Source organism: Stenotrophomonas sp. C3(2023) (genome assembly GCF_032911385.1).
Lineage (GTDB): Bacteria > Pseudomonadota > Gammaproteobacteria > Xanthomonadales > Xanthomonadaceae > Stenotrophomonas.
In genome coordinates, this window is sequence record NZ_JAWJLO010000001.1 from 1833391 (window position 1) to 1846963 (window position 13573).

Below are 13573 nucleotides of genomic sequence, written 5' to 3' on the forward strand. Positions count from 1 at the left end.
GCCAACGAGAGCAGCCATGGCCGAGTTTTCCCTGCCGAAGAATTCGACGATCACCAAGGGACAGCACTTCCCCGCCACGACCGGCGGCAAGAATGTGCGTACCTTCAAGATCTACCGCTGGAGTCCGGACGACGACAGCAACCCGCGTACCGATACCTACGACATCGACCTTGATGCCTGCGGTCCGATGGTTCTGGACGCGCTGATCAAGATCAAGAACGAGATCGATCCCACCCTGACCTTCCGTCGTTCATGCCGCGAGGGCATCTGCGGCTCGTGCGCGATGAACATCGACGGCACCAACACGCTGGCCTGCACCCGCGCCATCGCCGACTGCAAGAAGAAGGAAGTGCCGATCTACCCGCTGCCGCACATGAGCGTGGTCAAGGATCTGGTACCGGACCTGACCCACTTCTACGCGCAGTACGCGTCGATCAAGCCGTGGATCCGTACCCAGACCCCGGCGCCGACCGACCGCGAACGCCTGCAGTCGCCGGAAGACCGCAGGAAGCTCGACGGCCTGTACGAGTGCATCCTGTGCGCCTGCTGCTCGACCAGCTGCCCGAGTTACTGGTGGAACGGCGAGCGTTACCTGGGCCCGGCCATCCTGCTGCAGGCCTACCGTTGGATCATCGACTCGCGCGATGAGGACACCGGTGCGCGCCTGGATGATCTGGAAGATCCGTTCAAGCTGTATCGCTGCCACACCATCATGAACTGCGCACGGACCTGCCCGAAGGGGCTGAATCCGGCGCTGGCCATCGCCGAGATCAAGAAGCTGATGATGGCGCGCCGCGCCTGATCAGGGCCCTGCGGGTGAAGGTATGACGCAACGCCGGGCAGTGCCCGGCGTTGCTGTATGGGAATGAGGACGATGGACGAACAAACCCTGTTGAAGAAACTGCGCTGGCGCTGCCGCCGCGGCATGCGGGAGCTGGACCAGTTGTTCGAGCGCTATCTGGACAGCCGATGGGGCAGTGCACCGGCCGACGAGCGCGAGGCTTTCCTGTTCCTGCTCGACTGCGAAGACGATAAGTTGTGGCGGTGGTTCATGGGCTACGAGGCCTGTCCGCATGCCCACCTGCTTCCCCTGCTGCACCGGATCAGCGCCCTCAAGGCTTGAGTGGCGCCCATCGCGGCTGCAGTACGGCGCCCAGACGGTGGTGCTGCTGGCCGCGCCCTGGCTGCTGGCCACCAGTGCCGTGCCGCCGGCCTGGCAGCTTCCTCTGCTGCTGGCCGTGTGGGGCGTCGGCGGTGTGGGTCTGTGGCGGGGCCTGCGACAGCCGGCACAGGTGCTGCAGCTGCCCTTGGCGCCCGCGCCGCTGCTGCTGCAGGGTCGCGCGTTGCCGTGCCCCCGGCTGCAGGTGCGCGGGCCGTGGCTGCAGTTGAGCTGGGGGTCTGGTTGGCGCCGTCAGCGCCTGCTGTTCTGGCCCGACACCCTTGACCGCGCGCAGCGACGTGAACTGCGACTGGCCATTTCGGCCAGAGCAGTACCGCAAGCGGCCGGTCGATGGCACCATAACCTGAATTCATCGGCGAACCTGCATGTTCAAGCCACTTCCCGTAGCCATCGGCCTGCGCTACCTGCGTGCCAAACGGCGCAACGGCTTCATTTCCTTCATCTCGATGGCGTCCATCCTGGGCATCGCGCTGGGCGTAACGGTGCTGATCACCACGCTGGCGGTGATGAGCGGCTTCCAGAAAGAGATCCGTGACCGTCTGCTGCAGATGTCGGCCCACACCACGATCAGCCGCGACGGTGAGCCGATGCCGGACTGGCAGCGTGCGGTGGACACCGCCTACAAGGATGCGCGCGTGGCTGGCGCGGCGCCGTACATCGAGATCCAGGCGATGATCAGCGGCACCCGCGTGCAGGGTGCGCTGGTGCAGGGCGTGGACCCTGCGATGGAACCCAAGGTATCGGTCATCGCCGACAAGATGGTCAGCGGGCGCTTCGACGACCTCAAGCCGGGCAGCTTCAACCTGCTGCTGGGCAAGGAGCTGGCGCTGTGGCTGGGCGTGGATGTGGGCGACCAGGTGGTGGTGACTCTGGCTGAAGTGCAGGCCACGCCGGCAGGGGGGGTGGCTCGCATGAAGCGCTTCACCGTCAGCGGCATCTTCGAGGCCGGTTACAACGAGATCGACCGCGGTGTGGCGTTTGCCAACATGCAGGACCTGGAGCGCGTGCTGCGCATCGACGGCGCGACCGGCGTCCGCCTGAAACTGCACAATCTGGACCAGGCGCTGGATGTGGGCGTCAGTCTTGCGCAGAACCTCGGCGGTGCCTACCGGGTGAGCGACTGGACCCAGCAGAACGCCAATCTGTACCACTCGCTGCGCATGGAAAAGACCGTGATGGGCATTCTGCTCTCACTGATCATCGCCATGGGCGCGTTCAACCTGGTGTCCTCGCAGGTGATGCTGGTCACCGACAAGCAGGCCGACATCGCCATCCTGCGCACGCTGGGCCTGACCCCGCGCGGGGTGATGGGGGTGTTCATGGTGCAGGGCTCGTTGATCGGGGTGATGGGCACGCTGTTCGGGGTCATCGGTGGCATCACCCTGACCTTGAACCTGGAGCGCATCCTGGCCGGCATCGAAGCGCTGTTCAACGTCAAGCTGCTGCCCGAAGACGTCTACTACATCACCGGTCTGCCGACCGACATGCAGGCCGGCGACATCGTGGCGATCACCCTGGTGGCGCTGCTGATGAGTTTCCTGGCCACCCTTTATCCCGCCTGGCGCGCGGCACGTACCCAGCCGGCGGAGGCGCTGCGTTATGAATGAGATGTTCTCTCCCGGGCAGGAAGTGATCCGTGCCGAGGCGCTGGGCAAGACCTACGCCGAAGGGCGCATGCATACCCCCGTGTTCGACGGCCTGGACCTGCGCGTGGACGCCGGCGAGACCGTGGCGATCATCGGTGCGTCCGGCGCCGGCAAGAGCACGCTGCTGCACCTGCTCGGCGGGTTGGACGTGCCCAGCGCCGGCGAGGTGTTCGTTGCCGGAAAGCAGATGTCCGCGCTGTCGGATAGTGCGCGCGGCACGCTGCGCAACCAGGCGCTGGGGTTTGTCTACCAGTTCCATCACCTGCTGCCGGAGTTCACCGCGCTGGAAAACGTGATGATGCCGGTGCTGCTGGGCGGTGGCGAGGTGGCGGTGGCGCGTGAACGGGCGACCCAGTTGCTGGAATCGGTGCAGCTCGGTCACCGCCTGCAGCACAAGCCGGGTGAACTGTCCGGTGGCGAGCGCCAGCGCGCCGCCGTGGCCCGTGCGCTGGTCAACCAGCCCGCCTGCGTGCTGGGTGACGAGCCGACCGGCAACCTGGACGACCGCACCGCCGGCACCGTGTTCGACCTGATGCTCGAACTCAACCGCGCGCGTCACACCTCACTGGTGCTGGTGACCCATGACCGCAGCCTGGCACACCGGCTCGACCGGGTGCTGGAGCTGCGCGAGGGCAAGCTGCACGCACTGGCACACGCCCAGGTCTGAGCGGGGGTTCTGGCTGAGTGGACGGCAACAGCGGTCGCCGCCTGCTCGCCTGCAGCGCGTTGTCGGTGCATCATCGAGACAACGACCCTTCCGAGCGCTGACCATGAACAAGCTGATCGCCGCGGCCGCACTGTGTCTTGGGCTGACGGCCTGTGCCAGCAGTGGCCTGACCGGCACCGAGCGGCTCGCGCTGTACCGCGCCCACGCCGCGCCTGCGCAGAGCGACATGCCGTTGTTTGGCAGCCTCAACGGCTGGACCGAGCTGGGTGACAGCGCACTGGCGGTGTGGACCCGGCCGACCGAAGCCTACCTGCTCGAACTGAGTGGCCCCTGCCCGAACCTGGCCTACGCGCCGGCGATCGGCCTGACCAGCCGCATGAACCGGGTGTCATCGCGTTTCGACCGCGTGCTGGTGCATGACCCCACCGGCGGCCCGAACCTGCCATGTTTCATCAGCAGCATCCGCCGTCTGGACGTGAAGGCGCTGCGCGCCGAAGAGCACGAGCTGCGCCAGGCGCAGGCCCAGGAACGCGAATCGTAACGCCGCACGGCAGGTGACGACCGTTGGTCGTCACGCTTCAGGGCAATGGCGTGACGACCAACGGTCGTCACCTACCGGAGCGCGCAGTTCGTAGCGCCGGGCTCTGCCCGGCGAGCGCGCAGCGCGGCCGTTGGCGCAGCGGTGCCCGAGCACGATAGGTGACGACCGTTGGTCGTCCCGCTTCAGGGCAACGGCGTGACGACCAGCGGTCGTCACCTACCGGAGCGTGATATTCGTAGCGCCGGGCTCTGCCCGGCGAGCGCGCAGCGCGGCCGTTGGCGTGGCGGTGGCCGAGCACGATAGGCGACGAGCGTTGGTCGTCACGCTTCAGGGCAACGGCGTGACGACCAGCGGTCGTCACCTACCGGAGCGCGCTGTTCGTAGCGCCGGGCTCTGCCCGGCGAGCGCGCAGCGCGGCCGTTGGCGTGGCGGTGGCCGAGCACGATAGGCGACGAGCGTTGGTCGTCACGCTTCAGGGCAACGGCGTGACGACCAACGGTCGTCACCTACCGGAGTGCGCTGTTGGTAGCGCCGGGCTCTGCCCGGCGAGCGCGCAGCGCGGCCATTGGCGTGGCGGTGGCCTAGGAGCAGCCGGGCAGAGCCCGGCTCTACGCTTCGGGCACGAAGCCGGCCGGTTTTTCGGCATCTTTCTCGAACAGGAACTTGACCAGCTCGGTCTCCAGAAACGCGCGATGCTTCGGGTCGCGAGGCGACAGACGGTTTTCGTTGATCAGCATGGTCTGGTGTGCCAGCCATGCCGCCCAGGCCTGTTTGCCGATGCTGGCAAAGATGCGCTGGCCCAGCTCGCCGGGGTAGGGCACGAAATCCAGACCTTCGGCATCGCGCTGTTCGTACTGGCAGAAAACGGATCGGCTCATGGTTCTCACGTGAGGTTGCGGGATCGGCGCGGTGGGCGCGCGGGTACGGTGAGCGTGTCACCCTCAAGCAGTTTACGGATCGGCGCAGGCAGGCCCAGCGAGGCCAGCTGTTCAGCCGCAACCCAGCGCAGGCCGGGTGTCTCCACGCGCAGGCCCTGCACGCGGCGGGCGAGAATCTGCAGCTGCAGCCGGTAATGGCTGAAGGTGTGCTGCAGCACCGGCAGTTCTTCGGCATCCTCCAGCGAGCCCTCGACATGGGCATCAAACCAGTCCTGCAGCGCGCTGCCACTGTCGGCCTGCGGCAACGTCCACAGCTGGGCCCAGATGCCGGTGTCCGGCCGCTTGTGCAGCAGCACGCGACCCTGCGCGTCACGCAGCAGCAGGGCGACTGCCTCGCGCTCAGGCAGCACCTTGCTGGCTTTGGGCGTAGGCAGTTCGGCGGTGCGTCCTTCGCGGCGCGCCACGCAGGCCTGCTGCAATGGGCAGATGACGCACGCCGGGCGACTGCGCGTGCACACCGTGGCACCGAGATCCATCTGCGCCTGGGTGTAGTCGGCCATGCGCCCGACCGGCACCTGTGCCACGTGTGCGGTGGCCAGTGCCCACAGCGGCTTTTCCACTGCCGGCAGGCCGGGAAAACCGTCGATACCGTGGTAGCGGGTCAGCACGCGTTTGACGTTGCCGTCGAGGATGGGGAATGGATCATTCCAGGCCTGGCTGAGGATCGCGCCTGCGGTACTGCGGCCGATGCCGGGCAGTGCATGCAGCGCATCGAAGTCGCGTGGCAGCTCGCCCCCATGTTCGGCGACGCAGTGCTGTGCGGCTGCATGCAGGTTGCGCGCGCGGGCGTAATAGCCCAGGCCCGCCCATTGCGCCATCACCGCATCGTTGTCGGCGGCCGCCAGGTCGGGCAGGGTGGGGAAGTGCTGCAGAAAGCGCTGGAAATAGCCGATGACCGTGGCCACCTGGGTCTGCTGCAGCATGATCTCCGACAGCCATACCCGGTAGGGGCTGCGCGGGTGCTGCCAGGGCAGGTCGTGCCGACCGTGGTCGTCAAACCAGTGCAGCAGGCGGGCAACGAATGCATCGCCTGCGTCAGCTGCCCCGCATGCACGCGTGGCCAGTGCCGCGTCAGGCACTGCCCAGTGCTTCAGGCAGCAGGGCGTCGACGAAGGCTTCCGGGTCGAACAGGCGCAGATCTTCCGGGCGCTCGCCGATGCCGGCAAAGCGGATCGGGATGCCGAACTCGCGCGCCAGCGCGAACACCACGCCACCCTTGGCGGTGCCGTCCAGCTTGGTCACCACCAGGCCGGTCACCTTTACGGCAGCATTGAACTGGCGCAGCTGCGAGAGCGCATTCTGGCCCGTGGTGCCGTCGATCACCATCAGTACCTCATGCGGTGCGGCAGGGTCGATCTTGCCCAGTACACGGCCGATCTTGCCCAGCTCGTTCATCAGCCCGCCCTGGGTATGCAGACGGCCAGCGGTGTCGGCAATCAGCACCGAGGTGCCGCGTGCCTTGCCGGCCTGCAGCGCATCGAACGCTACCGAGGCGGCGTCGGCATTCTGCCCCTGCGCGACCACGGCCACGCCGTTGCGCTCGCCCCACGCCTGCAGCTGGGCCACAGCGGCGGCACGGAAGGTGTCGCCCGCGGCCAGCATCAGGCTATGGCCTTCGTCCTTGAAGCGCTTGGCCAGCTTGCCGATCGTTGTGGTCTTGCCGACGCCGTTGACGCCGACGGTGAGCACCACGAACGGTCTGGCTGCACGGTCGATGACCAGCGGCTTGGCCACCGGCTGCAGAATGGCGATCAGCTCGGCGCGCAGCGCGCGCAGCAGGGCCTGTGCATCGGCGAACTCGCGCGCCTTCATGCGCTTGCGCAGGCTCTCCACCAGCGAGGTGGTGGCCGTAACGCCGACGTCGGCAGTCAACAGCGCCGTCTCGATCTCATCGAGCAGGTCGTCGTCGAGCTTGGGGTTGCGCGAGAACAGCCCGCCAAAGCTCCTGGCGAAACTGCTGTTGCGCAGGCGCTCTCGCCAACCGGGCTTGCCGGCCGGTGCAGCCGGCGCATCGGTGAACACCGGCAGATCGGCAGCCGGGGCACTGGCTTCGGCCACCGGCACCACCGGGGCCAACGGCGCGATTACCGATGCGATGGCCAGGGCGTCGGCCTGCGGGTCCACGGCGGGTTCCGCCACGGCGGTCGGCAAGGGGGTAACCGGGACAACCGGCTCGACCAGGGTTTCCGGGTCCGCCGCAGGCACAACCGGCGCGACGACCGGCGGCACCCCAGGCACCACCGGCGCGACCGGCGCGACCGGCGCCTGCGTCGGCGCTGCCGGCGCGACAGCGGAAGGCTCGGGCGTTGCGGCCGGTGCGGACGAGGGGAACGCGGCCGCCAGCTCTTCAGCCGTGAAGGTCTGGGTCTTGGGCGCCTCGGTGGCCGGGGCGTCCTGGGGCTTCTTGCGGCGGAAAAAACTGAGCATGGGCGAAAGCGGCTGTAAATCAGAGGGCTATGCTACCACCGGGGCCGATCAGCCCCATGTGGAGGACGGTGCGGCGCGGCGGCCGGACCCGCAGGCCCGGCCGCACAGTGCTCAGCTGGCCAGTTCCAGCAGCAGCTTGTTCAGGCGCGCCACGTACGCACCCGGGTCCTTCAGGCTGTCACCGGCGGCCAGCGCGGCCTGGTCGAACAGTACCCGGCCCAGGTCGTTGAAGCGCTCGCCTTCGGCCTCGGCGTCAAGCTTGGCGATCAGCGGGTGGGTCGGGTTGATCTCCAGCACCGGCTTGCTGTCGGGCACCTTCTGCCCGCTGGCCTCGAGAATCTGGCGCATCTGCACGCCCAGGTCCTGCGCGCCAATGGCCAGCACCGCCGGCGAGTCGGTCAGGCGGTGGGAGACGCGCACTTCGGCCACGTCCTCACCGAGCAGCGAGGTCAGGCGCTCCAGCAGGGCCTGCTTGTCCTTGGCCGCGTTTTCCTGCGCCTGCTTGTCCTCCTCGCTTTCCAGCGCCCCCAGGTCGAGGTCACCGCGGGCGATGTCGACAAAGCCCTTGCCATCAAACTCGGTCAGGTAGCCCATCAGCCACTCGTCGATGCGGTCGGTCAGCAGCAGGACCTCTACGCCCTTCTTGCGGAACACTTCCAGATGCGGGCTGTTGCGCACCTGGCCGAAGCTCTCGCCGGTGAGGTAGTAGATCTTGTCCTGGCCTTCGGCCATGCGGCCAATGTAATCAGCCAGCGACACGTTCTGGGTTTCGCCTTCGCCGCGGGTGGAGGCAAAGCGCAGCAGGCCGGCGATCTTCTCGCGGTTGCCGAAGTCCTCGGCCGGGCCTTCCTTCAGGACCTGGCCGAAGTCTTTCCAGAACGTGGCGTACTGCTCCGGCTTGTCCTTGGCCAGCTTCTCCAGCATGTCCAGCGAACGCTTGGTCAGCGCGGCCTTCATCGAGTCGATGACCGGGCCAGCCTGCAGGATTTCGCGCGAGACGTTCAGCGACAGGTCGCTCGAGTCGACCACGCCCTTGATGAAACGCAGGTAGAGCGGCAGGAACTGCTCGGCCTGGTCCATGATGAAGACGCGCTGCACGTACAGCTTCAGGCCCTTCGGCGTGTCGCGGTGGTACAGATCGAACGGCGCGCGGCCCGGCACATACAGCAGCGAGCTGTACTCCAGCTTGCCTTCGACCTTGTTGTGGGTCCACGCCAGCGGGTCGGCGTGATCATGCGCCACGTGCTTGTAGAACTCGGTGTATTCCGCGTCGGTGACCTCGCTGCGCGGGCGGGTCCACAGCGCGCTGGCGCGGTTGACGGTCTCCCATGCCGGTTCGGCGCCCTCGTCGCCCCCTTCGGCCGGCATCTGGATCGGCAGGCCGATATGGTCCGAATACTTCTTCAGGATGCCGCGCAGGCGCCAGCCGTCGGCGAAATCGTGTTCGCCATCCTTCAGGTGCAGCACGATGCGGGTGCCGCGCTCGGCCTTGTCCACCGCCGCCACATCGAACTCGCCTTCGCCGCGCGAGGACCAGTGCACGCCCTCGCTGGACGGCAGGCCCGCGCGGCGCGAGTACACGTCCACCTGGTCGGCGACGATGAAAGCGCTGTAGAAGCCGACGCCGAACTGACCGATCAGCTGCGAGTCCTTCTTCTGGTCGCCGGAGAGCTGGCGCAGGAAGTCGCCGGTGCCGGACTTGGCGATGGTGCCAAGGTGGGCGATGGCGTCCTCGCGGCTCATGCCGATGCCGTTGTCGTCGATGGTGATGGTATGCGCCTGGGCATCGAAGCTGACCCGCACGCGCAGTTCGCTGTCATCTTCCAGCAGGCCCGGCTCGGTCAGCGAAGCAAAGCGCAGCTTGTCGGCCGCGTCGGCGGCATTGGACACCAGCTCGCGCAGGAAGATTTCCTTGTTCGAGTACAGCGAATGGATCATCAACTGCAGCAGCTGCTTGACTTCGGTCTGGAAGCCAAGGGTTTCGGTCTGGGTCGTTTCGGTCATCGGAAGTCTCCATGTGCAATGCCGCGCCAGCAGGTGCGGCCCGCAGCAAGGGGTAAGGGTGATTGTCCCGAAATCAAGGGCAGCGGATGCGCCTGCGAGCCCCGCCGCGCCCGGCAGGTGACGACCGTTGGCCATCCCGCTCCTGCGCCTGGCCGGCAGCCCGCAGCGTGTCGAACGACCATCGGCGGCCCGCACCGCCGGTGCGGCTACAATCGTGCCATGTCGATTCCATTCAATTCTTCCCTGCGGAGCTGCCGGTGAGTGCCCGCGGCGGCAACGAAGGCCAGGTCCGCATCATCGGTGGCCGCTGGCGCAACACCCGGCTGCCGGTGCCGACGCTGCCGGGCCTGCGGCCCAGCAGCGACCGCGTGCGCGAAACGCTGTTCAACTGGCTGCTGCCCAGGCTGGGCGGGGCGCGGGTGCTGGACCTGTTTGCCGGCAGCGGCGCGCTGGGGCTGGAAGCGCTCTCACGCGGTGCCGCCCATGCCACCTTGGTCGAGCGCGATCCGCAGCTGGTGCGCAACCTGCAGGCGGCCGTGGCCAGGCTGCAGGCCGCCGACCAGGCCAGCGTGGTGCAGGCCGATGCGCTGCGCTGGCTGCAGGGCGCAGCCGACCAGCAGGCCGACCTGGTGTTCATCGACCCGCCGTTCGCCGATGGGCTGTGGCAGGAGGTGCTGGCCCAGCTGCCACGCCACCTTGCTGCCGATGCCTGGCTGTACCTGGAGTCGCCGGCCGGGCATGCGCCCGTGCTGCCGCCAGCGTGGATGCTGCACCGCGAGGGAGGCAGCCGCGAAGTGCGCTTTGCCCTGTATCGCCGCACCGCTGCTACACTTTGATCTGTCTTTGACCGTCCAGATGCCCATGACCGTGGCCAATCGCCGCATTGCCGTCTATCCCGGAACGTTCGACCCGATCACCAATGGTCACATCGACCTGGTGAACCGGGCCGCGCCGCTGTTCGAGAAAGTGGTGGTCGGCGTGGCGCAGAGCCCGTCCAAGGGCCCCACGCTGCCACTGGAACTGCGTGTGCAGCTGGCCCGCGAAGCGCTGGGCCATCATGGCAACGTGGAAGTGCGCGGCTTTGACACCCTGCTGGCGCACTTTGTGCGCTCCATGCAGGGTGGGGTGCTGCTGCGCGGCCTGCGGGCGGTGTCCGACTTCGAGTATGAGTTCCAGATGGCCAGCATGAACCGCCATCTGATCCCGGAGGTGGAGACCCTGTTTCTCACCCCGGCCGAGCAGCACAGCTTCATTTCCTCGTCGCTGGTGCGCGAAATCGCGCGGCTGGGCGGCGATGTCTCCGGCTTCGTGCCGGCCTCGGTGCTCGATGCCCTGCGCAAGGTGCGCGCGGCCCGGGCCAGCCAGGACTGATGTTCCAACACTGCCGTCGCCGGCCTGCCGGCACTGGCATCCGCACGATCTGCAACCACTGAACCACCACGGGAGGAAACCCATGAACACCACCATGCGCGCGATGCTCATCGCCTCGTTGGCCCTGTCCTTCACTGCCTGCAAGAAGGAAGAGGCCGTTGCCCCGGCCGACCAGGCCCAGCAGGCGCTGGTCGCTCCGGCCAAGGACGACGATGCGGGCTGGAAGAAGTACCTGCAGGCCGTGGCTGTGCAGAACATGGGCAACGTCACCAACAGCCCGTTCCTGTACTACCTCGCCCCGGAATCGGACCCGGAGTTCCAGGCCAAGTTCGAGCGGCAGACCGAGAGCGCGACCCAGGCCGTGGCCCGTGGCGTGCAGCCGGGCAACATGCTGGCCTTCGGTTCGTCGGCCTCGTCCAAAATGGCCGACATGATCGGCATGGTGTTCAAGGACGTCAGCGCTGACTCGATGAAGGGCGTGCGCGTGGTGTTCATCGGCGATGCCGCTGACAATGCCCGCGTGCAGTCCATCGTGCAGCCGACCGGCGCCGAGTACGTGTTCGTCGAAGCCAAGTAACCGGCTTGCTGGCCACGCCTTCGGGCGTGGCCGCCGGTGGCGGTCATGTCGGCCGCCGCCGCTGACCGCTCCGCGCGCCCGCGCTGGCCGGCCAGGATTCAACCGCTGGCCCGCCAGGGCCACCGTGATGCGCGGGCGAGGAGTTGTTGCGCCGTGTCGCTGAAAATCAATGAGCTCTGCGTCAACTGTGACGTCTGCGAGCCCGCCTGTCCCAACCAGGCCATCTCGATGGGTGAAACCATCTACCTCATCGACCCGGCGCGCTGCACCGAATGCGTCGGTCATTTCGACGAACCGCAGTGCGTGGTCGTCTGTCCGGTCGAATGCATCGACCCGGACCCCGAGATCGTGGAAACCGAAGCCGAGCTGCTGGCCAAACTGCGCCGGCTGCAGCACGATCATCCGGAACTCTATGCGGAGCCCCCAGCCGAATGAAACTCATTGCCCGACCCCTGTTGCTGCTGGGCCTGCTGCTGACCCCCCTGGCCTGGGCCGACGCGCCCGCGCGCGCCACGCACCCCGACGGTGCGGCCATCGCCAGCGGCCATGCACTGGCCACCCAGGCCGGCATGGACATTCTGGCCCAGGGCGGCAACGCGTTTGACGCCGCAGTGGCGGTATCCTCCACGCTGGCGGTGGTCGAGCCGATCAGCTCCGGGCTCGGCGGAGGCGGCTTCTTCCTGCTGCACGATGCGGCCACCGGCAAGGACGTGATGCTCGACGCGCGCGAGACCGCACCGCAGGCGGCCACGCCGCAGGCCTTCCTGGACAAGGACGGCAATCTGGATCGCGACCGCTCGATCAACGGCGCCTGGTCGGCCGGCATCCCCGGCCTGCCGGCGGCCCTGGTGGAACTGTCGGCCCGGCACGGCAAGCTGCCGTTGAAGACCGCGCTGCAGCCGGCCATCCGCATCGCCCGCGAAGGTTTTCCGGTCTATGCGCGCATGGCCAAGGGCTACGCCTCGCGCGCCGACGTGATGCAGCGTTACCCGGGCACGCGCGAAGTCTATCTGCGTAACGGCCGACCAATCGCTGAAGGTGATGTGTTCCGGCAGCCGGAACTGGCACGGACGCTGGAGCGGCTGGCTGAGGGCGGATTCGACGGGTTCTACCGGGGCCAGACCGGCCGTCTGCTGCTGGCGGGGGTGAAGCAGGCCGGCGGCCGCTGGACCGCCGAGGAACTGGCCGGTTACCAGGTCAAGCTGCGCGAGCCGATCGTCTTTGATTACAACGGTTGGAAGATCACCACCGCACCGCCGCCTTCCTCGGGTGGCATCGCACTGGCGGCCATGCTGCAGATCCTGGAAGGCTGGGACATCAAGGCGATGGACCCCGCGCACCGCACGCACCTGGTCGTGGAGTCGATGCGCCGCGCGTACCGCGACCGCACCTTCTTCCTGGGTGACCCGGATTTCGTGCAGATTCCGCAGAAGGTGCTGACGAGCAAGGATTACGCACAGGGGCTGCGCGCCACCATCCACCCGGAAAAGGCCACGCCGAGCGATCTGCTCTCCGGCAACCCGACGCCGCTGGAAGACGACGAGACCACGCACTTTTCCATCATCGATGCAGCCGGTAACCGGGTCGGTGCCACCCAGACGGTGAACCTGCTGTACGGCTCGGGCCTGATTCCCAAGGGCACCGGCGTGCTGCTGAACAACGAGATGGACGATTTCGCGCTCAAGCCGGGTACGCCCAACGCGTTCGGGGTGATGGGCTACGAAGCCAACGCACCCAGGCCGGGCAAGCGCATGCTCAGCTCGATGACCCCCACCTTCATGGAAAACGATGACAAGGTCGTGGTGCTGGGCACGCCGGGTGGCAGCCGCATCATCACCATGGTGCTGCTCGGGGTGCTGGGGTATGACGCGGGCCTGCAGGCACAGCAGGTGGCCGCATTGCCGCGCTACCACCACCAGTGGCTGCCGGACCTGATCGAAGCAGAGACCGACACCTTCGATGCCGACACGATCAAGCAACTGCAGGCGATGGGTCACCGGATCGACCTGCCTGGCGAAGTCGCCGCCGGCGGGCGCGGTTCCAGCCATGTATGGGGCAACCTGCAGACGGTGGAATGGGACCGTCGCAGCAACACCCTCTACGGCGGCAGCGACCCGCGCAACCCGGTGGGCAGCGCCCAGGTCACCGACTGACACCCTCCCGCGCCCGGCAGGTGACGGCCGCTGGTCGTCACCCTGTTATCTCCGCCGCCGCCGCTGAAC

The 13573-nt window shown here is 67.4% G+C and carries 14 protein-coding genes; 10 read left to right on the top strand and 4 right to left on the bottom strand.

All coding sequences use genetic code 11. From position 1 onward, the window contains the following. The first annotated feature begins 16 nt into the window (after nucleotides 1–16). From RZA67_RS08030 to RZA67_RS08050, 5 genes are all read left to right on the top strand, one after another. Nucleotides 17–802, top strand: coding sequence for a succinate dehydrogenase iron-sulfur subunit (locus RZA67_RS08030; RefSeq protein ID WP_317212174.1), 786 nt, complete (start codon nucleotides 17–19; stop codon nucleotides 800–802). A gap of 72 nt (nucleotides 803–874) precedes the next feature. Next, nucleotides 875–1123, top strand: coding sequence for a succinate dehydrogenase assembly factor 2 (locus RZA67_RS08035; protein ID WP_317212175.1), 249 nt, complete (start codon nucleotides 875–877; stop codon nucleotides 1121–1123). Between the two features lie 422 nt (nucleotides 1124–1545). Beyond that, on the top strand, nucleotides 1546–2787 hold the full coding sequence (locus tag RZA67_RS08040) for a lipoprotein-releasing ABC transporter permease subunit (RefSeq protein ID WP_317212177.1): 1242 nt from the start codon (nucleotides 1546–1548) through the stop codon (nucleotides 2785–2787). Further along, nucleotides 2780–3493, top strand: coding sequence for a lipoprotein-releasing ABC transporter ATP-binding protein LolD (gene lolD, locus RZA67_RS08045; protein ID WP_317212178.1), 714 nt, complete (start codon nucleotides 2780–2782; stop codon nucleotides 3491–3493). Before RZA67_RS08040 ends, lolD begins: the two co-directional genes overlap by 8 nt. A gap of 103 nt (nucleotides 3494–3596) precedes the next feature. Beyond that, a complete protein-coding gene (locus tag RZA67_RS08050; RefSeq protein ID WP_317212179.1) occupies nucleotides 3597–4034 on the top strand; it encodes a DUF6491 family protein in 438 nt (145 codons plus the stop codon). 608 nt (nucleotides 4035–4642) lie between these two features. Here RZA67_RS08050 and RZA67_RS08055 read toward each other — a convergent pair. The 4 genes from RZA67_RS08055 to htpG all read right to left on the bottom strand — a co-directional run bounded on the left by RZA67_RS08055 (nucleotide 4643) and on the right by htpG (nucleotide 9403). After that, nucleotides 4643–4912 (bottom strand): oxidative damage protection protein, encoded by a 270-nt coding sequence (locus tag RZA67_RS08055; RefSeq protein ID WP_317212180.1) that lies wholly within the window; start codon nucleotides 4910–4912, stop codon nucleotides 4643–4645. 5 nt (nucleotides 4913–4917) lie between these two features. Beyond that, nucleotides 4918–6036: an A/G-specific adenine glycosylase gene (gene mutY / locus RZA67_RS08060; RefSeq protein ID WP_317213955.1), complete on the bottom strand. Its 1119-nt coding sequence runs from the start codon at nucleotides 6034–6036 to the stop codon at nucleotides 4918–4920. 7 nt (nucleotides 6037–6043) lie between these two features. Continuing rightward, nucleotides 6044–7399 (bottom strand): signal recognition particle-docking protein FtsY, encoded by a 1356-nt coding sequence (ftsY, locus tag RZA67_RS08065; RefSeq protein ID WP_317212181.1) that lies wholly within the window; start codon nucleotides 7397–7399, stop codon nucleotides 6044–6046. Between the two features lie 111 nt (nucleotides 7400–7510). Beyond that, nucleotides 7511–9403 (bottom strand): molecular chaperone HtpG, encoded by a 1893-nt coding sequence (gene htpG, locus RZA67_RS08070; RefSeq protein ID WP_317212183.1) that lies wholly within the window; start codon nucleotides 9401–9403, stop codon nucleotides 7511–7513. A gap of 230 nt (nucleotides 9404–9633) precedes the next feature. Here htpG and rsmD point away from each other — a divergent pair, with 230 nt between their 5' ends. The 5 genes from rsmD to ggt all read left to right on the top strand — a co-directional run bounded on the left by rsmD (nucleotide 9634) and on the right by ggt (nucleotide 13504). Beyond that, on the top strand, nucleotides 9634–10239 hold the full coding sequence (gene rsmD / locus RZA67_RS08075) for a 16S rRNA (guanine(966)-N(2))-methyltransferase RsmD (protein ID WP_317213956.1): 606 nt from the start codon (nucleotides 9634–9636) through the stop codon (nucleotides 10237–10239). Between the two features lie 25 nt (nucleotides 10240–10264). After that, on the top strand, nucleotides 10265–10774 hold the full coding sequence (gene coaD, locus RZA67_RS08080; protein ID WP_317212185.1) for a pantetheine-phosphate adenylyltransferase: 510 nt from the start codon (nucleotides 10265–10267) through the stop codon (nucleotides 10772–10774). A gap of 82 nt (nucleotides 10775–10856) precedes the next feature. Next, nucleotides 10857–11351 carry a hypothetical protein gene (locus tag RZA67_RS08085; protein WP_317212186.1) on the top strand — a complete coding sequence of 165 codons (495 nt, stop codon included), beginning with the start codon at nucleotides 10857–10859 and terminating at the stop codon, nucleotides 11349–11351. Between the two features lie 153 nt (nucleotides 11352–11504). After that, on the top strand, nucleotides 11505–11786 hold the full coding sequence (locus RZA67_RS08090; RefSeq protein WP_317213958.1) for a YfhL family 4Fe-4S dicluster ferredoxin: 282 nt from the start codon (nucleotides 11505–11507) through the stop codon (nucleotides 11784–11786). Further along, nucleotides 11783–13504: a gamma-glutamyltransferase gene (ggt, locus tag RZA67_RS08095; RefSeq protein ID WP_317212187.1), complete on the top strand. Its 1722-nt coding sequence runs from the start codon at nucleotides 11783–11785 to the stop codon at nucleotides 13502–13504. The genes RZA67_RS08090 and ggt overlap by 4 nt, the downstream gene beginning before the upstream one ends. Nucleotides 13505–13573 lie beyond the last annotated feature (69 nt).